Source organism: Microcoleus sp. POL10_C6 (assembly GCF_036701585.1).
Classification (GTDB): Bacteria; Cyanobacteriota; Cyanobacteriia; order Cyanobacteriales; family Microcoleaceae; genus Microcoleus.
This window is the reverse complement of the sequence record NZ_JAUBRB010000063.1, coordinates 1-20473: the sequence shown is the minus strand read 5'-3', so window position 1 is coordinate 20473 and position 20473 is coordinate 1. Positions and strand designations below refer to the sequence as shown.

The window sequence follows — 20473 nt, the reverse complement described above, 5'->3', positions numbered from 1 at the left end:
TCCTGTCCTTGCGGCCTACCCTAGGGGATAGATTTTTTTGCTTTAATCTTAATTTCTGTATGCTGCCATACAACCGCTGCATTTGGCTGGCGGGCAAATTTTCTACATATTTTAACTAGCACTTTGTTCAAAACTCTCAGTAGGATTCCGGATGCGGTAGCGGCCTTAACGATAAATGAAAAACAGTGTTCGAGCTCTTGGAGAGCATTTTTTAATGTACGATATTACCTTATTTACCCCGCAAGACATGGCTAAATGCAGCTTAGTCCTGCGCCACTTAGGTAGAAATACTGCTAGTATGGAAGCCAGCAGCCAGAAGATTGTTAACTATATTTACCGACATTTTTGCAATTCGCAAACTGGAGAAAATTCCTGTGCCTTAGTGCGTTTGTTCAAAACTCATCCCTACGGGGAATTAGAAGACTCCTTGCAACAATCCGCCCGCCGCTTGATGAAGGGAAATTCACCCACCGCCGACATGAAATGTTTGACTCTGCTAGCAGCCGCAGGCCCTGAACCGCAGTGGAATTCTCGGCACACAGCAGCAGAAAATACAGCTATTCCATTAGTTAGCACAAAATTAGTGGCTCAAATGCCGGCGATTTCCGAAATAATCAGGCAGTTCGGTTTAGACATTCCTACATTCCTCGGAATTGAGCGAAAAAGGTTCCTGCAATTAGAGCCCGCAGTATTAAATATTTTTCACGTATCAGAGGCAAAAGGCAGCCCCTTTATTCCTGAGCAAAATTCCTTAATTATCCCCTACCAAGTCAAGTCTGTCTTAGGATTTGGGGGACTTCTGCCGTCAGGAAGTGTGTTTGCGGTAGTGATGTTCCTGAAAGTTAAAATTCCCCACAACACTGCTGAAATGTTTAAAGATTTGGCACTTAGTGTCAAAACAGCATTGTCCATGCCCGACAAAAAAAGTGTTTTTGAGGATTCAGAAACTCCTACAAGCTTTGTTACAAATAACAATATTTACGAAACCCAATTACTTGAATATCAAGTGGCTAATCTGATGCAATTGCTGGACTTTTCCGAACAAGAAATGCTCAGACAAGCCACTCGCTTGCAACAGACTATTGACAATTTACAGTGCGAACTAGCCGAATACAAAAATAAGGAACAAGCTTTGAAAGTAAGCGAAAGTTCATTTACAGGCATCCTCAATATTCCCAAAGATGCTATTTTTCGCGCAGAAGATCAAGGAATTCAGCGTTTTAATCCAGGGGAAGAACAGATTTAAACCAAGCTCTGTGTTTAGCAAACCGGTTTATCCAAGAAACCAAGTTATTGCGGTGTTTGTTGAGTAAATTTTGTTTTTACAGGAAGGAGTGCGAGCATCCGGCTTGCTGTATATACATCTAAGTAAGTCGGTAGAAAAAAATCAAGGTAAATAAAGTAATGTTAATATCCGTTTCCCAAAATAATACTACAATGATGCTGAGAGCGTGAGAAATATTTTATGCACGTAAACTACCAAGAAAGAATTGATTTAACCTCAGAGGAGTTAAAAATAATTTTGTCGCAGCGCCGTGAACTATAATTAATCGACCAAAAATTCCGATACCGAGATTGATTAAAGGCTGAAGATAGCTAAAGCCTTACAGATGTAGTGAAGTTAAATAAATTTTTAATAAAATTGAAAAAAGTCAAAAGTAAGAAAGCTTTCAGTAAAAACAAGTTTTTTTACTTTTGGCTTTTGACTTTTGACTTTTAGCACATCCAGTATTCAACTCAAAACTCTTAAGGTGCTGCTGCCGCCCTGCGGTTGGCAACACTCAGGTTAGCCTGATATTCTGCCGCTTTTTGCTGAGCCTTTTGATAGTTAGGGCTGGTTGACGGTACGGCTCTCATGAGCTTAACCGCTTGCTGCCACTGGCTTGCTACTGCGATCCACTCATTTTGAGACTGAGCCGTCTGGGCCGAAATTGCTGCCTTCTGAGCTGTGTTAACGGCTTCTCTCCAAGAGTCAGGCTTAGGCGCGGCGGCTTTTGGTGCAGGAGAAGCTGGAGCTGGGCTTGCTGGTGCAGCAGCAGTGGGAGCGGGTTTTGGTGCAGGGGAGGCTGCCTGTGGGGTGCCCGGAGAGGCGGCGGTCGAGGATGCAGCGGCTTTAGACGCGGGAGATGCGGGTTTCGGGGAGGGGGAAGTAGCTACGGGGGCGATGGGTTCTGGGTTCGAGTCGCCGAAGGGGAAAGTTTTAGTAAAGAAAAGCCCTGCGATCGCCGCCAGAGGTACTAAGATACCCACAGGTATTACCCATTTGGGAAATTGTTTTTTCGGAGGCGGGGCTTGATCTTCGTCTTCGTCTTCGTCTTCCTCGTCGTCATCTCGATCGAATTCTCCTTCTTGATAATAGTCTTCGCCTTCGGGCTCGACATCATCTAAACCTACAGAGTCGTCAGGCATTCCACTATCCAAGGGGTAAGGCATTGAATCTGCGGGCATCAGATCAATTTCATCTTCCCACGTAGGCTCACCGTCACCTGTTCGACGCCCGTAAACCTTTACAGTGTGAATTGATTCAAGTCCCAGCTTCGTCATGCCGGTGCGGATGAAATCGACCAATACCATTTGATCCGGTACTTTGTCTGCCTCCAGAATTATGTGGAGGCAGCCGTTGTCCCGCGTCACATCGGCGTTGATGCCTTTGGGTTTGAGTGTACGGTTGATGCTAGATGCGATCGCTTTTGGATCGCCTTGCTTGAGCAGTTCCCGCGGGTTCTGTTGTGTCATGGGTAGCGCTCTTTTTTTGGGGGGGGTGGAGAGCCGGCAAATAATATTAACCGATCGGCATTCGGCGGACAATATTTATTTACCACATTAACTTCTACTTTGGCATTCTAAGAGTATTTCTAGTATCTATTGACCTTTTGCCCCGCGATCGGGCATCAAGCACATAGCCGAAGAAAGAAATTTGTTATAAAAATTTACAGTAAAGCGCCGCTCCTGTGCTCTGTCGCGCATCAGCGAAACAAGCTAGAAAGTTCTATAACTTTGGTTTGCAGGGTTGAGATTTCTTCTCGGCCCCGTTTTAAAGAAGCTTCTAACTCTAGGAGCAAAGGCAAACTTTTTTGCAGTTTTTCTAAGCTGGCATTCTTGACTTCTTGCCGAAAATAGTATACTCGTTTCGGATTGCCGAGATCTAGAGCTTGAGCAATTTTATCATCGCGATCGCCCGCTTGGATCATCGCCTTTACCCACAGCCAAATCCGAAACTTACCAGTCAAGCCAGCGACAATCCTCAAACCCGGCTCGCTGCGGCCAGTTAAGCCTGCCAGTAAATCCAAAGCGGCGGAGGTATTGCCCTCGCGAATCGCATCGGCTAGCTGGAAGGTATTTTGGGCGTGACAGTGTACCAGTGCTGCCACTTCCTCCGGGTTCAGAGGTTGGCTGCGGTTGCCCGCAAACAGTCGCAATTTTTCCAGTTCGCTGTATAGCCCACGGGTATCGCTGCCAATGGATTCGGCCAAAAGTTCGATCGCTGTCGCTGTCAATTTTACGTTCATTTCGCCCGCGACTTGGCGCACCCGCTGGGCTAATTCTTTCTCATTCCAAGGCGGAATCGGTGAAAATTCCCGCACTTGGGCGGCGGACTGGGAAATTAACTTGGTAGATTTGAGCCGGCTGTCGGGTTTTTTGACGGATGTTAGCAGCAGCACGGTGGTGTCGGGAATCACCGGCAGCGTCCGTTCAAATTGTGCTAACAGTTCTGGAGAACACTGCTGCGTTACAGTCGTATTTGCCAGCCAGACAAAACGGCTGCCGGTACCGAAGGGGGGCGTTAAGGCTCGATCGAGCCCTTCGACCACAGCTCCGGCGGAATCGGCAATAATCTTGTCATAGTTAAAACTAGCCCAGTTGGGGTCGAGGACTGTTTGGCGCAAACTTGTCACAGCCTGCGCGATCGCAAAGTCGTCTTCCCCCCAAAACAGGTAAATTTGCATGAAAAACGCTCAGTAGCCCAAAAAATCAGAGTTGCAGGTTCCGCAAGTCCAACATATCCTGAATAGGGCTGTTGGAAGCCCGCACCATAATATAAAATTTGGTGTGGGAGTTTGTCACCGCGAGGAAATCAAGATTGGATGATACTTATCAAGCTTACGTAAATCGGGTGGCGCGAATGACGCTGCTGGACTCCTACAAGTCCCAGGTGGAACACATTCAGGAATCTCCAAAATTTAAGCCGGACGAAGCTGGCCGGAGAGCTCCTGTACCTTTTCCGGGTTATTCGGTGATTACGCCGCCTGCTGGGGAAGATGCAGAAAATGCTGCACTTTATAGTAATTTGCACTCGATCCAACAACGGCTATTGCAGGAAATAGCGGACGGTGCGATCGTGGCACTGCCTCCTGATACCTTCCATTTAACCGTAGCCGATTTGATTTGGAGCAGCGCTTTTCGAGATGCCTCTGATAAAAATCCCGAATTTGAGGAGCAACTGCGCTCGCGCATGGCCGATCGTTTTGCCGCCTGCAAACCCTTGGCGGGCGGCGCTCCCATTCGCTGGACAGTGCTGGGGTTGATGGTGATGACTAGAGCTGTGGGTGTTTGTTTAGCACCGACGGACGAAAACTCTTACAAGCAAATTCTGGAGTTTCGCCGATCGATCTATCAAAATCCCGATTTAATGGCTTTGGGAATTGAACAGCAATATCATTTTACGGCCCACATTACTCTGGCTTATTTTGGGGACACCGGGCCGAACCTTGACCGCGATCGCTTGTGCGCTTTGCTGTCAGAGTTGAACGAGCAATGGCTGGACACGCCGCAAGAACAGTCCGTACACCGAGTGGAACTGCGGAAGTTTGACGACATGACCACCTATCTCCGACAACCGGAATGGCCTGTTTTTGAGTTTTAACGAAGGCAGAGGGAAGAGGGAAGAAGGAAGAGGAAAGAGGAAAGAGGAAAGAGGGAAGAGGGAAGAGGATCGATGTGAAGATTTTTTCCCATCTCCCACTCTCCCCATCTCCCACTCTCCCACTCTCTCGCCCCCTCTCCCCTCTCCCCTGTGACAATAGTCAGGATATTGGCTATTAAATGCTTTAATTATTTTTGTTTGACAGTAAAGTCAACGAAAAAATTTATGAAAAACCAGGAAAAATCAGTAATTCTGGTTTTTTACTTTTTGCTTAAAAAGTGACAGTAAACGTTGTTGGTATAGGTTTAGATGGAGCTGCTGGGCTGAGCGAATCGGCGCGGCAGGTTGTAGAAATGGCCGCTCTGCTAATAGGCAGCGAGCGCCATTTGAGCTATTTTCCCCAGCACGACGGAGAGCGCTGGGCGTTGGAAGATTTGACCGAAGCAATTCTGGAAATTCGGCGCTGGTGGGCGACTGAACCCGAATTAGAACCCTCTGCAGGGACGGTGGAACCCCGCGATCGACCGATCGTAATTTTAGTGGCCGGCGACCCGCTGTTTTACGGCTGGGGAAAGTTGTTAATTGCCCAATTGCCGGCAGAAAAATTGACTTTTCACCCCCATGTCAGTTCTGTGCAGTTGGCTTTTAACCGCTTGCAAATCCCTTGGCAAGACGCTCATTTTGTTGGCTCTCAAGGACGTTATTTTGAGGAACTGACGGCAAAACTCAAACTCGGTGTGGAGAAGATTGCGGTGCTGGCGGACGAAGCTCACACTCCGGCTGTACTGGCAAGTTTGGTGAAAGCTCTAGATTTGCCTACACGCTACGAGTTTTGGGTTTGCGAAAATTTGGGGGCGGCCCAGGAACGGGTAAGCCGCAAGTCTCTGGAAGCTTTGCTGAGAGAGTCTTTTGCACCGCTGAGCGTGGTTGTGATGCTGCGGGAACCCCCGCCGAGGGCAGAACCTTTGGATTTGGAAAAGTTGCCTTTGTTGGGAATACCGGATGCAGCTTTTATCGGTTGTGGAGATAAGCCTGGTTTGACGGTTGAACGGGAAGTGCGGGTGTTGGTGCTGGCACAATTGGCTTTGCAATCGGGACAAGTTGTCTGGGATGTGGGTGCTGGTAACGGTTCTGTGTCGATCGAAATTGCTCGCTTATTCCCGCAGTCTGAGGTTTACGCGATCGAACAAACAGTTTCTGGTACTTCTGCGATCGAGTTCAACTATGGCCGTTTTGGGCTGCAAAATGTGTTTTCGATTAACGGAACCGCCCCGGAAATCTTGCACCGCTTGCGTCCTCCGCACCGGATTTTTATTGGCGGTAGTGGCGGAGGGTTGACTAAAATTTTGGGCGTTTGCGCGCTGCGGCTGCTCCCTGGAGGCTCGCTCGTGTTGGCTTTGGATGCTTTTGAGGATATTGCTACTGTTTTGAGCTGGATGGGCGATCGGGTGCGCCGGGAACCGCACTGGAGTTACCGAATCATGCAAGTGCAGTTATCTCGTTCTGTGGCTGGGGGGAATTCAACTCGTTTTGATGCGTTGCGGCCGGTTTCGATTGTGACGATCGATCGACACTTGAATTAATGTCGGAATTTTTACCGCTGATTTAAACTGATTAGCGCTGATTAACGCTGATTTGAGTCAGGAAGAGTAAGGTTGCGGTTCCTAATAGCAATAAAATGCCGGCTGCACCTGCTAGCGGTTTCGCTGCTATTCCTGTAATCCATTCTGGTACACTAGAAGTAGGTTTAATTGCGCCTTCTGTATCTACAGTAGTTATACCCCAAATCCAAGCTGCGTGAATGCCGATCGCCAATCCTAAACTGCCATTGTCGGCGATGCGGGCTAAGGTTAAAACCATCCCCATCAGCCACAATCCCGGCAGTTGCGGTAGAGTTTCTTTTGCGGCCCAAATTAGGTGGGCGATCGCAAAAATGAAACTGGCGATCGCTGCGGCGATTAGCACTGAGTAATCTTGCTGGAGGATTGTTTGCAAGCAGCCGCGAAAGATTAACTCTTCTGTGGCACTAATCCACATTCCTAATAACAGAGTCAGCAGACTAGCAGGGTTAAAAATTAAAGCCCAAGGATTATTTTTTTTTTCGCCTGTTTCAGTGGATATTTCCCCAATTTGTAGCTCGATCCAGCCTGCGCTTAATTGCATACCGAATAAAATTACTAAGCTGATTATTCCAAATCCTAATCCCCACATTAATGACATCAAAACTGCGGGTTGCCAATCCCAACCCCAGTTAACAAAAGATGTGTTTTCGATCCAACTTGTCGCCCATAAAATGAAGGGGACAATCACGTAGAGGGAAGCTAGTAAAGGTAGTTTTTTGTTTCCCAAGGGTTGGGGCGGATGCCATTTGAGGGCGATCGCCAGTACGATCGCTGCGGGAAGCCACACAACAATCCAAGTTGAGAAAAACAAGATTATTTTGACAATTGCTGGTATTGACGGCGACAGCAGTCGCAGATTGGTTATGCTATTCCACATTTAAGGGGTTGCAACTATAATACTGTTGACTGTTGGCTGTTGACTGTTGACTGTTGACTGTTGACTGTTGACTGTTGACTGTTAACTAATGACTAATGATTAATTACTAATGACTACCGATCGAGCTTGCGCTGAATTTGCCTCAAAGACTGGTACATTTCCGGCAAACGGTTGTATACGGCTGCGGCTTTGAGAAATAGTTTGTGGGGAATTGCTGGAACGCCCGTCACGATCGCACCTGCGGGCACGTCGCTGTGAATTCCGGCTTTAGCAGTGGCGATCGCCCCATCTCCGATTTTGGCTTGATTAGCAATTCCCACTTGGCCTGCCAAAATTACATTGTTGCCAATTTTCACCCCGCCAGCCATGCCAACGTGAGCGGCAAACGCGCAATTTTTCCCTACTTGACAGCCATGACCTACCTGTACTAAATTGTCAATTTTTGTATTTTGGCCGATGCGGGTTTCTCCGACAGCGGGCCTGTCGATCGTGCTGTTGCAGCCAACCTCAACGCCCTCTTCTAATACAGTGCAGCCAGACTGCTCCATTTTCACCCATCCTGTGGCTGTCGGCACGAACCCAAAACCTTCGGAACCGATCGCCGCACCGCTGTGAATCACGCAATTTGCCCCGATGCGAGTACGTTCGTGGATGACACAATTAGCGTGTAAAACAGTGCCTGCGCCTATTTCCGCATCTGGGTAAATTACAACATTTGGATGAATGCAAACATTGCTGCCAATTTTGACTTTTGCTTGAATAACGACGTGGGGGCCGATATAGACATTTTCACCAATTTCTGCTGAGGGGTGAACGACGGCTGAGGGATGAATTTCGGATGCTGGGCGAAACGGTTGATAGAAAATGGCGATCGTTTCAGCAAACAGCAATCGCGGATCGGGTGCGGCAATCCAAGCAATGTTGCGATCGTCACATTGAGCTTGGAGACTTTCATCTAAGGGTAAAATTAAAGCCGAAGCATTTGTAGTGGCTGTATGAACGGCAAATTTAGCACCTTCTATATAACTGATTGTGCCCGATGGAGCTTCATCAACAGGGGCAGCACCTGTAATTTCTGGATCGGTAGCAACCGACGCTGTGAGGGTGCGACTGGTGGCTAAGTTAAGTTTTTGTACTATTTCGCTAAACTTCATCTATAAAAATTTGTTGTTAGCACAGATGGATCATAGTTAAAAGTACCAGCTTTGGAGCACGATCTGAGCAGTTGCTATTTAAAAAACAAAAACCCCGACTTCTCCAAGAAATCGGGGTTGTAGCGCTCGATTATTTTTGGCAATTATTGTACAGAAACTGCATCTACGTCAACGGTGCTGCCTTTGGCTTCAGAAGGGCTGCCGGTGGCTTCGGATGCTGAGGCTGTCTCTGTTTGGCGGGATTTAAAGTAGTCGATCGCCATTTGGGACACTTCGGAAATCAGCAAGACAGCAATTGCCACATCGTCAATTTGTCCGATGACGGGGAGAAAGTCTGGGGCAATGTCGATCGGGCTTACCAAATATGCCAGCGTTCCCAGAATAATCCACCAGCGGTATTTGGGGTTGCGGAGGGTGTCGCGGTACCAGTTGTAAACAGATTGTATAGAAAAGTTCATGTGGTTGTCCTCTACTTATATTTTCCATCTTGACAAATTGTCGCTCGAAATGCTTGTGGAGATATCCCCCCTAGGGTTGGCAAGAGACTTCTACCTGAGAGTATAGGGAATTGGGGAGGGAGAAGTTGTCAAGCTGTGTTGAAAGGGCGGGGACTCTTGACAACGCCCCTACAGAAACCTGACAGATGAAAGGCGATGGAATTTATCTGTGTTTATCTGCGTTTATCTGCGGTTTAAAAAAACATTCATATTGTTGACGGTAGATTCGGCATCTATTACTTGTATATCGTGATTAAAGCAAGTTACTTAGATTGGGATTTTTCAACCGCAGATGTCAACAGATAAACACAGATGAACGCCGATGGGATTTATCTGTGTTTATCTGCTGTTTAAACAAATCTTCATCTCTCTCTCTCACGAATTTTGAAAGATCCATTTTTGGTCGCCGATCGCAATTTCGCAGCCATTGGGTAGCCAAAAAGGCTCGTTAGCAGCCAGCCTCTGGCCCCCTACAAAAGTGCCGTTGGAACTGCCGCTATCGACAAGCTGATACCGCTGTTTGCCAAGTTCGTCATTGGCCCGGCGGATTTGAGCGTGGTAGCGCGAACTTTGCGGATCTTGTAATACTAAAGTGTTGGTTGGTTCGCGTCCAATTGTAAAGGGATTTGCTGTTAGGGCGATCGCTTCTCCAGAAAGTTTGTAGATTAAATATGCGGTTGTTTGGCGATCGCTGCTTGCGAGTACGGTTGGTGCAAGTTGGGGAGGATTTCTCCCAGCAGGGAGGCTGTTTTGAGCAAGTTGTTGTGTTAGTTGTTGTAAATCGCGATCGAACCCTGCTGCTGTGTCTGAAGCTGGAAGACTCGCAGGAGAATTACCTGAAATTAAGTTTAACTGCTGTACGGGAGATTGAGGAACAATCGGACGGCCTGCTTCGGCAATTCTCATTTGCAGGGCGGCGGCATTTTCTGCTTCTTGTCGGGCACTCATTCCCTCAACTTGGCGAATAACTCCGTTGGTTTCGGGAAAGCTGACATCGCCAATTCGCACGTCTTCTAAGTTAAAACCTAGGGTATAAAAATCTTGGACGCGATCGAGCAAATTTTGGCGCAGCAACAGCCGTCCTTGACTGATAAGCTGTTGTAGGGGTATTTGCCCGATCGCTAATCCCATACAATCTTTTACTGCACTTGCTAAAGCACCTATAGGATCGGACAATTCCAAAGCTACTCGTTTCGGATCTATAACTTGATAAATAACAGTCAGGGTGGCATCAATTAAAAATCGATCCTTAGACAAAAAATCTCCGTGCGACTGCACCTCCAAATTGCGGAGTTTGGTGTCTACGAGGACAATTTGAGACTGTTCCAGCAGGGGAAGGGCAAAGCTGAAATGCCGCCCGGATTTCAGGGTACGCACGGCGCGGCCGTTTTTGACCAACACACCCGTGTAACCCGCCCCTATAAAGTCCATGCTAAAGCCGGCCCAGCGTTCGGGTGTGACGGTTTGAATCAGGGGAGAAGCGTTGTTCATGGGAGGGAGTTGAGGGAGGTTCGATTCTATTTTTAGGGTAACAAATTGCTGGGGGTGAGCGATCGGGCGGTGTGCCGGTTTCGCAACCTCTATTCTATACTTCTGGACTCCCCGCGATTCAGGCCGGACTCGATCGAGTTTGCACCCCAGCAATCCACCTTCTGTTCCTACTGCATTCCCACTTTTGCCATCACCCGCCGGGAAGCAATATTTTCAGATTTAGAAAGCGCTACAATGCGATCGAGTCCGAGAGTTTGAAACCCGTATTCTAAGATAGCAAACGCTGTTTCAGTTGCTCAACTCATGCCCCCAGCTTATATCTATTTGTACGCACTTAATCACGAGTCTTAAAGTGCATACATTCGCCAACAATCTTGAAATTATCTGCGGTTTCCCCATCAATCAAAGATTTATGCAATAAATCTAGTGGGTCGATCGCCCTTTTGATTTACCGCACCAAAAAAGCCGCACACTCAACATGAGAAGTCTGAGGAAAGAAATCCGCCGGCTGCACTCGCGCTAACTTATAATCCCCATTTTCGCACAAAATCTTGAGGTCGCGAGCCAAAGTAGCTGGCTTGCAGCTAACATAAACAATGCGATTTGGTTTGATTTCCTTGATAGCTTCCAAAACCGCGCGATCACAACCTTTCCTCGGCGGATCTAACAGCACAATATCCGGTGTCAATCCCAAGGAAGGCAGCAAACTCTCTACAGTTCCCGCTTGAAAATCGACATTTCTCACGTCATTTAACTCAGCATTTAATTGGGCTTGTTCGATCGCCGCCGATTGCACTTCTAAACCAATGGCTATTTTTACTTGTTTTGCCAAGGGTAAAGTAAAAGTACCAATGCCGCAGTAAGCGTCAACCAAAACCTCGTTTCCTTGCAAATTCAATTCGCCTACCATCACCTCTAACAACGCTTCAGCCGCCTCTGTATTAACCTGGAAAAAAGTATCAGCCCTTAGCTGAAATTTCAAACCAGCAAAACTTTCTCGCAGATAAGAACGACCCGCAAGGCAACGAGTTTCGACACCAAAAATTACATTAGTTTGAGCGGGATTTATATTCAAACAAACACCTGCCAGTTGAGGATATTGTTTCAGCCACTCTGATGCTTGCTCTTCGAGTCCCGGCAAGTCTCCAGTGCGAACTATTAAAGTTAGCAGCATCTCCCCGGTGCGCCGTCCGATTCGCAAGGACAAGTGACGCAATTCTCCTGTATGTTTCTTTTCGTCGTAGACTTGCCAATCCCGCCAGTGGATGTCTTCTTTGACTTCTTTTAACAAAGGATTGAGGCGCGGATCTTGCACCGGACACTGATTGAGATTGACTAATTTGTGGGTGCTTTTTTGATAGTAACCTGCTTGGACTTGACCTGTTGCAGATATTGCCATGGGATAAGTCGCTTTGTTGCGGTATCCCAAAAATTGAGGAAATCCCTCGATTTTTCCAGTTAAAATTTCATCAACTTGCGGATTGCTAAATCCGCCAATCCGTTCTAAGGCTTGAATGATTTGATTTTGCTTGGCTGCAAGCTGATATTGATAATCTACGTGCTGCCACTGACAGCCACCGCACTTGTCAGCGACAATGCAGTTAGCTCGAATGCGGTGTTCGGAGGCTTCCAGAAGTGTGTCCAGCTTGCCTGTAGCATAGGTGGATTTGACTTGCACGAGGCGGACAAGGACTCGATCGCCCGTCACGGTATCGGGCACAAACACTACTAACTCACCAAAACGACCAACTCCGTCGCCGGTGTCTGTCAAGTCGGTAATCTCTATCTCAATCAGTTGACCTTGCTGGCAAGGGTTTGCCAATTTCGTCGAGTTTGGGGTGGGGAATTTAGATTTGGTCACAAGTAGTCATGGTAGGATTTAATATGGTAATGCAATATCGCTCTCTCTTTCCTGAGATAAGTCGTAGCGAAGCGGGGCGTAAGCCATCGCACTCAAGCTCAATTGCAGGCGGTCTTCCTGCTGCTGAACGTCTTGCTGCTAAAGCCAAGCTTCAACCGGGGAGTCAAGCTTGTCGCGAGTTGCCTCGATCCCGTCGGTGCGATCGGCTGTTGGGGCGATGTAGCAAAAACTCGTTAAACAGTCAAAGTGTCTGCCGACATCCAAACTCTCACTCGCAGTTTTTGAGTTTTTCCCGCAGTACCCTGGAACACAAGGAAACTGGCTTGAATATCAAGCATAACGCTTGGGGAGATTTACCCTCTACTTCTAGGATTTATAAATGTTAGGAGCAAGGCGAGTCGGCGAACCAAGAATCCCGTCGCCAACAGATGGGAATGTTTATTAATGTTATCCTCAAATTTGAATAACAATGAGCGTAGTTAGCCAATTAATTCTCCAAGCCGACGACGAACTTCGCTATCCCAGTACCGGCGAACTTCAAAGCATCAAAGATTTTTTTAAAACCGGAGAACAGCGGGTGCGTATTGCTACTGCGCTGTCTGACAGTGAGAAAAAAATTGTTGAAGAAGCTAGCAAAAAACTCTGGAAAAAACGCCCTGATTTTATCTCTCCTGGGGGCAATGCTTACGGCCAGCGCGAACGGGCTTTGTGTCTGCGCGACTACGGCTGGTACTTGCGCCTGATTACCTACGGTATCTTGGCGGGTGACAAGGAGCCGATCGAAAGCATCGGTTTGATTGGCGTTCGGGAAATGTATAATTCTCTGGGCGTTCCTGTTCCTGGCATGGTCGAAGCTATCCGCTGTTTGAAGGAAGCTTCTTTGGCTTTGCTCAATCAGGAGGATGCTAAGGAAGCAGCTCCTTATTTTGATTATATCGCTCAAGCAATGTCTTAATTGCTTTGGTGATTGCTTTCATCAATGTAGCGGAGCATTCGCGGGTGATTTTTGGGGTGATTTTATCTCGCAATTGCTCGCAAATGTTTCGCTTCTGTTTTGGGAAAGGAAATCTGCCTAATTTCTGCTAGGAAGCAATGCTGTTTAAGCTTTCCCAGATGTTGAGTTCGTCTTGTCTTTCCATGCACATTTGACTTAAAAAGTCAAGTGTTTTTGGGAGAGATTGTTTTTTGAATTTCCGGCTGTCGTAGTGAATGGATGTTTTGAGCTGCGAGAGTTCTCCAAGGCTGGGGCAGGTTTGGATATGATGAGCGATCGCATTTTGCCATTCTTCCAGCTTCCGGTAGCTGAGAAATTGTCCGCCTCTGTCCCGCCGATGCACGAAAACCACGAAAGCCCAGGATTCGATTCGCTTAATTTGATTTTGGCTGATTTTGAGCAGTTGGGCGATCGACCTGACGGTGATGCGGAGCTTTTTCGAGGGTTGGATGCGGCGAAACAGTGGTGTCATGGCTGTCTATTTAGCTTGTTTCAACATTGTAACACAATTTTTTTAAGTTGCAAACTTAAAAATTACACTAGAAAGTCAGGCGTGATAGCTTAGCTTTATGCAGATAGGTGATGACTGATGGTTGTAGCAGAAGCTAGGCGAGAAAAAGAATACTTGAGACGGAGATTTACTGATACCGGGCTGCGGCGGTTGGGTAAATTCCTGCGATCATGGCGGGAAGCTAGGGGGTGGAGCGTTCACGAACTGAGCGAAAAGACCAAGCAGCATGAGGCTCAATTTTATAATCTAGGGGGAGAGCCTTTGCCGAAAGTCTTGGGGGTCAGCATTGCAGGCATTTCGAGAATCGAAAATGGCTATTACAACAAGCCTGCACCCGATCTTTTGTGGCTGTTCCTCGATGTTCTCGAACCAGTTCACCCGGTTGAAAAGCGGTTGGTTACTCTAGAAGACTTACTTTTGATCGGAACTGAATTTTGGAACCCAAACGTCGAGGCGTAGGATTGACTTAATAGTAGTTAAATTGGATCTGTAAAATGCCCGGATTTCTTGACTTTAAGGCTGTCGTCGATCAGGAAAAACTGCGCCCTGTGCGATTTACGGATACGGGACGCGGTAGATTGGGCAAACTTCTGAAAGCAGCTAGAGAGATTCGGGGCTGGTCAATTATTGAAACAGAAATGGTCACAAAAGAATACGAGGCCGCTCTGTTTCGGACAGCAGGAGATCCTGTACCAAAAGATGTCGGTATTAGTAATGCTACTGTTAGTCGCTACGAACGCGGGAAGTTAGAAAGTTTGGATTGACGCTCGCTCTCTCTGTTATGCTTTGTCCTCAAGCCGATCGACCCGGTGACAGGAGAGGCCCTGGAACCGACAAATGCTTTATATATCGCGTGCGAACATCCCCCATACAACGATGCGAAGCTCTATGACTAGATTATTTGCAGATAGGTAATGTCAGAACTCTCTAACAAAGCTGTGGTAGATAATCGGCAGGAATTGCGTCCCGTTCGCTTCACTGAAACGGGGCGGATACGTTTGGGGAAGATTTTAAAAGCAGCAAGACAGACAACAGGCTGGTCTGTCAGCGAAACAGAGTTCAAAACAAAGGGATATGAAGAGGCGCTGTTCACAGCTACAAATCAACCCGTACCCAAAGATGTGGGTATCAGTGCCGCAACAGTCAACCGTTACGAACGCGGGAAGCTGGATAATTTGGATTGGCGATCGCTCTCTCTGTTATGCTTTGTCCTCAAGCCGATCGATCCGGTGACTGGGGAAGCCCTGGAACCGACAAATGCGCTTTATATCGCTTGCGAACATCCCCCATACAACGATGCGAAGCTCTACGAGTAGTTGATTTTTGATGTCTGATTAAAGAAAATTAGTTAGATTGGGAGTTTTTAACCGCAGAGGGCGCAGAGGGCGCAGAGTTAGAGAAGAGAGAGATTAATCATTCTGATACCAACGGATTTGATATTACGCATCGCCCTTTTGTTTAGCAATTAAAGCTTTAGCTTGCTGCCACAGAGATTCTAACTCTTCTGGGGCATAATCCGACAAAGGTCGATCGCACGCAGCCTCTACCTTCGCAAACCGCTGCACAAAGCGATCGTTCGTTCCCTGCAAAGCAGCCGACGGATCTAAATCGTACCAGCGAGCTAATTGAATCAACACAAACATAATATCTCCCAATTCCGACTGCTGCGCTGCCTTATCCTCGTGTTTGAGAGCGTGTTCAAATTCTGCCATTTCTTCGTGAAATTTATCCCAAACGCCCTCTACACTGTCCCAATCAAAACTCACTTCCGCAGCTTTTTGAGAGATTTTCATCCCGGCGGTGATTGGCGGCAAAGTGCTGGCATAACGGCTCATTTTTGAGGCTAAAGTTGGCGGCTTTTCCAAAGTTGTGCCTTTTTCAGCAGCTTTGATTTTTTCCCAGTTTTCGTTGACTTCATCAACGCTGTTGAGTTCGACATCGCCAAAGACGTGGGGATGTCGCCGAATTAGTTTTTCTGTAATGCCTGCAGCGATTTCGGCGAAGGTAAATTGATTGGATTCGCTGGCAATTTGAGCTTGTAGAATTACCTGTAACAGTAAATCGCCCAATTCTTCGACGATCGCATCTTTATCTCCTTTGCGAATCGCATCGGCGGTTTCATAAGCTTCTTCGATGATGTGAGGAATTAGAGTTTGGGGAGTTTGGGCTAAATCCCAGGGACATCCGTCGTCGGGCGATCGCAATTTAGCCACAACTTCTATAAGTTCTTTGAGTGCTGTGAGCGATCGACTTTCAGAATTAGACATAATAATTTACCTTTTATATCAACCGCCAAGACGGTTATAACGTTGTTACTCCAACCATTAATTTTATTACTTCTGCCTTCTTCCTTCTGCCTTCTTCCTTCTGCCTTCTGCTATGGATTTGCTAGATGTGCGAGTCGGAGCTTGGATTTTGCGCCTTTTAATTGTCTTAGGAGGGCGCAACCCGCTCAATCCTTTCTTTTTGAATCTTTTGTAAGCAGAGCCGCCCCAATCGCTCAGATAGTGGCTCATAGCGCCCAATTCTAGACCGATGTAAACGGCTAAAATTTCGATGTGGTGTTCCCAGATCGATCGCCCGTAACTCAAAACCACATCCTGCCAATTCCAGCCGAAGTTTCCGACTTTTTCGGCAATTGCCAATCCCACGATTCCGAGAACCGCGATCCAGATAGCGAGGTACAATATTCGCAAAGCAGTGCCGATCAGAGGGCCGTGGGACAAAAAAGAGCGGTGGCGCAGGCTTTTTTGGTACGGGAGCCAAATCGCTTTGAACCATCCCCAGCGCTGATACTGGCAAGAGTAGATATCCAAGTCGGGGCCAAACATCAGCCCGCCGAATAAGAAACTGCCGGAAACGAGCAAAGTCAGGTTGCTGCTGCTCGTCTGGCCAAAGGTGAGGGCTGCCACCAAGGGCAAACTCCACATGGTTATTTGATCGTGGGTGCGGCCAGAGGGCATTTAAAGTTTAGGATATTTTTTACTTGATCTTTCTGAGTTACTGTGATATGATAAATCCCGGTGAGTGCAATTGGGTGATTAGCTCAGTGGTAGAGCGCCTGCTTTACACGCAGGATGCCGTAGGTTCAAATCCTACATTACCCATCCGATAACTCAATATCAACAGTTTCAGCCGTTTTTAGCCGTCAAGCCGAGAACGGCTGTTGCTGTTGAGGGTTGACTGTTGAATTGGGTGACGACTAAATTTAACATTCTGGGGCGGATGTTTCAAAAGTTGGCACCCAATGCTAGAAAATTAATTTATTGATTTTCTTTTTTAGAACCCTGTATATGAAGCCTAAAATAACTAGCCCGATCGCTTGGCAGCAAGCTGAACTGCTCATGCAGCCAGCGATGATTCGAGTGCTCGATAACATCCGCAAACAATTAGAGGAGTCAGTTTGGACGGGTACTTATCAAGAAGTGCAGATTCCCATTCCTGGCTATCAACTAATTTTAGAGCTTCAAGGCGAGCAAAGATGTGTCGATATTTGGGAACTTTGCTATCGAGTCTGCTTTGTCAACTACCAGCCCGCCCACAGTCAAATCCAAAGCCAAGAAGTTGTAATTGATACTAGCTTGATTGATGATGAGACTGGCGACGTAGATTGGAATCGTCTTGATGCTAAAGCCAGCCAATTAATACAAGAAATATTCGCCAATTTGGGCAAATAGTCAGTTGACAGTTGTCAGTTGACAGTTGTCAGTTGTCAGTGGTGAGCTTTCCAGCCAACAGCGAACAGTCAACAGTCAACACTCATCAGTTAACAGTCATCAGTCAACAGTCATCAGTCAACACTAATCAGTCAACAGCCAACAGTTAACAGTCAACAAAATCTTATGATTCAGGAATTGCACGACATTCAAGCAGCGGCAGGTGCTACTTTTGCAGAGTTAACAACCAAAGAAATTGTGCCAGTCAGTTTTGGTAACGACGCAGAAGCGATCGCAGCAACGAAACAAGGTGCCGCTTTGTACGATCGCACTCACTGGGGACGCATTCAAATCTCAGATAGCGATCGACTGCGGTTCTTGCACAATCAAAGTACCAATAACTTCAATATACTCAAACCCGGTCAAGGTTGCGACACGGTTTTCGTCACATCCACCGCCCGGACGATTGACCTCGCCACCGCTTATGCTAAAGAAGATGCCGTACTGCTGTTAGTTTCGCCCAACCGCCGCCGCCAATTGCTGGAATTGCTCGATCGCTATATTTTCCCAATGGATCGCGTCGAGTTAACAGATTTAACCGATACAACTGTTGCTTTCAGTTTCCTCGGCCCGGAAAGCACTCAACTACTAGAAAAAATCGGAGTTACCGAACTAGAAAATCAACCTTACGCTACTCACAAATTGATAAATTTTGCAGGTATGGAAGTCCGAGTTGCGGTTGGTAGCGGTTTAGCAACTCCCGGATACACGTTAATTGCGTCAGCAAGTGATGCAGCCCAGTTATGGCAGGAATTAGTCAAAGCTGGGGCTGTACCGATGGGCGATCGAGTTTGGGAACAACTGCGAATCGAACAAGGACGGCCCGCACCCGATTTTGAACTCACAGACGATTACAACCCCTTAGAAGCCCGCCTTTTACACACCATTACCTATGACAAAGGCTGCTACATCGGTCAAGAAACAATTGCCCGGTTGAACACCTACAAAGGAGTCAAACAGCAACTTTGGGGCGTGCAGTTGAGCGGTGCGGTTGAACCCGGAACAACAGTCACAATCGGAGAGGAAAAAGTCGGCAAACTCACCAGTTTTACGGAAACTGAATCCGGATTTTTTGGTCTTGCTTACATCCGCACAAAAGCCGGCGGCGAAGGACTGAAAGTGCAAGTCGGATCGGTGTCAGGGGAAGTAGTAAATGTACCTTTCTTGAGTTCGTAGTTGCGATCGGTAGGCTGTTGAGGCCGCAGCGCCAAAAACTTTTTTGTTGAGGTTGATGTGGGTTAACGTTAACCCAATAAATTGACACAAATTCCTATCTTTAGATAGATTTACCACAAAAAAACAGCAATTATTCTGTATAACAGTCGTTACAGAAAAAACAGAGTTTTTCAATGAAAAAGTTTACATCGCGCTTAGTCAAAACTTGCCTGCGAGTAGGAATAATCTTTGCTGTAGGAATAGCACTGATTTTTAGCTCCGAATTGGAATTGTCGGGCAACAAAATGCAAGCGATCGCTACATCTTTAACCCCTGAAGCTAAGTCTTACGAAGTTGCCCGTCCCGATCGGCAGCCAACAAGCGATACAGAGAAGGATGCCACGGGTGTACTTGACAATATCCGAGAAAAGCTGAATCTCGACCAACCCATTGCCCCCAGTACCAAAAAATTTATAGAATCGGTAAAAGATAACGGGGGCGAAGCAGTTACGCCGGGACAGGAAGCAGTAGAAAAAGCGGCAGAGCGAGGTAGGAGCGATCGAGCCAAGTAATTCAATCGCATCCAGTTTTCAAATATCATATTATTAGTCCGCCTGCGCGGACTTTGTTTGTTCAGTAGCGATTTCCAAATCCGAATCATGGAAGGGATAATGAACCCGGATTCGATTGTTCACATCGGGACTTCAGGCTGGAGTTACGACCATTGGGAAGGTGTGCTTTATCCCCACCAGCTACCGCCTCGCTCTAGGCTCGATCGCTATATCCAGCACTATCAAACCGTCGAAGTTAATAGCACCTACTACCACTGGCCACCAAACACTACCTTTGCTAACTGGCGAGAGCGCCTCCCCCAAGGATTTCTGATGACCGTAAAAGCGCCCCGTGGTCTAACGCACTCCAAGCGTCTTTACTCGCCAGAAAAGTGGTTGGAACGCATGAGTGAGGGACTTGAATGCCTGGGCTCACGACTGGGTATTCTCCTCGTCCAACTCCCTCCCCAGTTCGGCTGCGATTTGGCCCGCCTAGCTTACTTTCTAGAACAGGTTCCCCCTTGGATCAAAGTAGCTGTGGAATTCCGACATCCAAGCTGGCACACAGAAGAGGTATTTTCGCTGCTAGAACGCGAAGGAGCGGCTTACTGCGTCATGAGCGGGGCCCACCTGCCGTGTATCCTGCGCGCAACGGGTTCATTCGTCTATGTGCGCCTCCACGGCCCCGACCCCAACAATCTCTACGGTGGCTCCTACTCGGATGATGATTTGCGTTGGTGGGCCGATCGCATCCACGAGTGGGAAAGCCAGGGGCGAAGCGTGTTCGTCTACTTCAACAACGACGGAGAGGGAAATGCAGTTCGCAACGCTTCAAAGCTAAAAACTTTTGTGGAGAACGGTACTTCGTGACAAGCGAAAATTGAGAGCGTCCCCATTCTTTTGGCCGCATTCAAAAACGCTCCGCAGTTCCCTGAAGCTGAATTAGAAATCGGAGGTGGCGTTCGTCTAGGTTGTTGTTTGACGATCGCAATCACCCCGAACCCGCACATCCAACTCAACATCACCCAGCACAAGCCGATCGCATTCAACTCAACATCAAGATCGCACTTTTGCTTCCATTTCAAACAAATCCCCCAGGGTGCGCTTGACGTTCGGAAACAGGTTGAGTCGAGGGGGGATATTATTCCCCGCCCCTCTCAGTTAGATCTGGGCGTGCGAC

At 47.4% G+C, this 20473-nt stretch carries 23 protein-coding genes, 1 tRNA gene and 1 pseudogene; 14 read left to right on the top strand and 11 right to left on the bottom strand.

Annotated elements, in window-relative coordinates:
• Positions 1 to 175 precede the first annotated feature (175 nt).
• Positions 176 to 1246, top strand: a complete 1071-nt coding sequence (locus QUA34_RS25465; protein ID WP_333389904.1) for a histidine kinase — start codon at positions 176 to 178, stop codon at positions 1244 to 1246.
• A 500-nt stretch (positions 1247 to 1746) separates the two neighbouring features.
• Here the strand turns inward: QUA34_RS25465 and QUA34_RS25460 are convergent, their stop codons facing one another.
• Both QUA34_RS25460 and holA read right to left on the bottom strand, forming a co-directional pair.
• Complete coding sequence (locus tag QUA34_RS25460) at positions 1747 to 2736, bottom strand: hypothetical protein (protein ID WP_333389903.1); 990 nt, start codon at positions 2734 to 2736, stop codon at positions 1747 to 1749.
• Between the two features lie 230 nt (positions 2737 to 2966).
• Positions 2967 to 3947, bottom strand: coding sequence for a DNA polymerase III subunit delta (gene holA, locus QUA34_RS25455; RefSeq protein WP_333331298.1), 981 nt, complete (start codon positions 3945 to 3947; stop codon positions 2967 to 2969).
• Positions 3948 to 4123: 176 nt separating this feature from the next.
• Between holA and QUA34_RS25450 the strand changes: the two genes are divergently transcribed.
• Together QUA34_RS25450 and cbiE are read left to right on the top strand one after the other, a co-directional pair.
• The gene (locus QUA34_RS25450; protein WP_333389914.1) at positions 4124 to 4864 is read left to right on the top strand and encodes a DUF1868 domain-containing protein; all 741 of its coding nucleotides are present in this window, start codon (positions 4124 to 4126) and stop codon (positions 4862 to 4864) included.
• Between the two features lie 278 nt (positions 4865 to 5142).
• Positions 5143 to 6447, top strand: a complete 1305-nt coding sequence (gene cbiE, locus QUA34_RS25445; protein WP_333389901.1) for a precorrin-6y C5,15-methyltransferase (decarboxylating) subunit CbiE — start codon at positions 5143 to 5145, stop codon at positions 6445 to 6447.
• A 31-nt stretch (positions 6448 to 6478) separates the two neighbouring features.
• Here the strand turns inward: cbiE and QUA34_RS25440 are convergent, their stop codons facing one another.
• The 6 genes and pseudogenes from QUA34_RS25440 to rlmD all read right to left on the bottom strand — a co-directional run bounded on the left by QUA34_RS25440 (position 6479) and on the right by rlmD (position 12366).
• Positions 6479 to 7363 carry a CPBP family glutamic-type intramembrane protease gene (locus QUA34_RS25440; RefSeq protein ID WP_333389899.1) on the bottom strand — a complete coding sequence of 295 codons (885 nt, stop codon included), beginning with the start codon at positions 7361 to 7363 and terminating at the stop codon, positions 6479 to 6481.
• Positions 7364 to 7476: 113 nt separating this feature from the next.
• Positions 7477 to 8517 (bottom strand): UDP-3-O-(3-hydroxymyristoyl)glucosamine N-acyltransferase, encoded by a 1041-nt coding sequence (lpxD, locus tag QUA34_RS25435; RefSeq protein ID WP_333389897.1) that lies wholly within the window; start codon positions 8515 to 8517, stop codon positions 7477 to 7479.
• Between the two features lie 143 nt (positions 8518 to 8660).
• On the bottom strand, positions 8661 to 8975 hold the full coding sequence (locus tag QUA34_RS25430) for a YkvA family protein (protein ID WP_333286162.1): 315 nt from the start codon (positions 8973 to 8975) through the stop codon (positions 8661 to 8663).
• Between the two features lie 414 nt (positions 8976 to 9389).
• Positions 9390 to 10658, bottom strand: coding sequence for an SPFH domain-containing protein (locus QUA34_RS25425; protein WP_333331310.1), 1269 nt, complete (start codon positions 10656 to 10658; stop codon positions 9390 to 9392).
• A 14-nt stretch (positions 10659 to 10672) separates the two neighbouring features.
• Positions 10673 to 10789 (bottom strand): annotated as a pseudogene (locus QUA34_RS30280) (GNAT family N-acetyltransferase); the annotation flags it as partial.
• 164 nt (positions 10790 to 10953) lie between these two features.
• The gene (gene rlmD / locus QUA34_RS25420; protein ID WP_333389895.1) at positions 10954 to 12366 is read right to left on the bottom strand and encodes a 23S rRNA (uracil(1939)-C(5))-methyltransferase RlmD; all 1413 of its coding nucleotides are present in this window, start codon (positions 12364 to 12366) and stop codon (positions 10954 to 10956) included.
• 8 nt (positions 12367 to 12374) lie between these two features.
• Here rlmD and QUA34_RS25415 point away from each other — a divergent pair, with 8 nt between their 5' ends.
• Together QUA34_RS25415 and QUA34_RS25410 are read left to right on the top strand one after the other, a co-directional pair.
• The gene (locus QUA34_RS25415) at positions 12375 to 12752 is read left to right on the top strand and encodes a hypothetical protein (protein ID WP_333389893.1); all 378 of its coding nucleotides are present in this window, start codon (positions 12375 to 12377) and stop codon (positions 12750 to 12752) included.
• An 83-nt stretch (positions 12753 to 12835) separates the two neighbouring features.
• Positions 12836 to 13321: an allophycocyanin subunit alpha-B gene (locus QUA34_RS25410; RefSeq protein ID WP_333063958.1), complete on the top strand. Its 486-nt coding sequence runs from the start codon at positions 12836 to 12838 to the stop codon at positions 13319 to 13321.
• Between the two features lie 127 nt (positions 13322 to 13448).
• Here QUA34_RS25410 and QUA34_RS25405 read toward each other — a convergent pair whose 3' ends face one another.
• A complete protein-coding gene (locus QUA34_RS25405) occupies positions 13449 to 13832 on the bottom strand; it encodes a hypothetical protein (RefSeq protein WP_333389852.1) in 384 nt (127 codons plus the stop codon).
• A gap of 117 nt (positions 13833 to 13949) precedes the next feature.
• Between QUA34_RS25405 and QUA34_RS25400 the strand changes: the two genes are divergently transcribed.
• The 3 genes from QUA34_RS25400 to QUA34_RS25390 all read left to right on the top strand — a co-directional run bounded on the left by QUA34_RS25400 (position 13950) and on the right by QUA34_RS25390 (position 15187).
• On the top strand, positions 13950 to 14330 hold the full coding sequence (locus QUA34_RS25400; protein ID WP_333030075.1) for a helix-turn-helix domain-containing protein: 381 nt from the start codon (positions 13950 to 13952) through the stop codon (positions 14328 to 14330).
• Positions 14331 to 14365: 35 nt separating this feature from the next.
• Complete coding sequence (locus QUA34_RS25395; RefSeq protein WP_333389851.1) at positions 14366 to 14635, top strand: hypothetical protein; 270 nt, start codon at positions 14366 to 14368, stop codon at positions 14633 to 14635.
• 150 nt (positions 14636 to 14785) lie between these two features.
• A complete protein-coding gene (locus tag QUA34_RS25390; RefSeq protein WP_333389849.1) occupies positions 14786 to 15187 on the top strand; it encodes a helix-turn-helix transcriptional regulator in 402 nt (133 codons plus the stop codon).
• Positions 15188 to 15310: 123 nt separating this feature from the next.
• Here QUA34_RS25390 and mazG read toward each other — a convergent pair whose 3' ends face one another.
• On the bottom strand, positions 15311 to 16138 hold the full coding sequence (gene mazG / locus QUA34_RS25385; RefSeq protein ID WP_333331326.1) for a nucleoside triphosphate pyrophosphohydrolase: 828 nt from the start codon (positions 16136 to 16138) through the stop codon (positions 15311 to 15313).
• Positions 16139 to 16204: 66 nt separating this feature from the next.
• Complete coding sequence (locus QUA34_RS25380) at positions 16205 to 16834, bottom strand: metal-binding protein (protein WP_333331329.1); 630 nt, start codon at positions 16832 to 16834, stop codon at positions 16205 to 16207.
• Between the two features lie 72 nt (positions 16835 to 16906).
• Between QUA34_RS25380 and QUA34_RS25375 the strand changes: the two genes are divergently transcribed.
• The 6 genes from QUA34_RS25375 to QUA34_RS25350 all read left to right on the top strand — a co-directional run.
• Positions 16907 to 16978 (top strand) — tRNA-Val (locus tag QUA34_RS25375).
• A gap of 186 nt (positions 16979 to 17164) precedes the next feature.
• Entirely contained in the window at positions 17165 to 17548 is a 384-nt protein-coding gene (locus QUA34_RS25370; RefSeq protein ID WP_333205002.1) for a hypothetical protein, read from the top strand.
• Between the two features lie 165 nt (positions 17549 to 17713).
• The gene (gene ygfZ / locus QUA34_RS25365; protein ID WP_333331333.1) at positions 17714 to 18763 is read left to right on the top strand and encodes a CAF17-like 4Fe-4S cluster assembly/insertion protein YgfZ; all 1050 of its coding nucleotides are present in this window, start codon (positions 17714 to 17716) and stop codon (positions 18761 to 18763) included.
• A gap of 173 nt (positions 18764 to 18936) precedes the next feature.
• Complete coding sequence (locus tag QUA34_RS25360) at positions 18937 to 19314, top strand: hypothetical protein (RefSeq protein WP_333331334.1); 378 nt, start codon at positions 18937 to 18939, stop codon at positions 19312 to 19314.
• 99 nt (positions 19315 to 19413) lie between these two features.
• Positions 19414 to 20163 (top strand): DUF72 domain-containing protein, encoded by a 750-nt coding sequence (locus tag QUA34_RS25355; protein ID WP_333389846.1) that lies wholly within the window; start codon positions 19414 to 19416, stop codon positions 20161 to 20163.
• A 30-nt stretch (positions 20164 to 20193) separates the two neighbouring features.
• A partial coding sequence (locus tag QUA34_RS25350; RefSeq protein WP_333389844.1) for a hypothetical protein occupies positions 20194 to 20473 on the top strand: 280 nt, incomplete at its 3' end.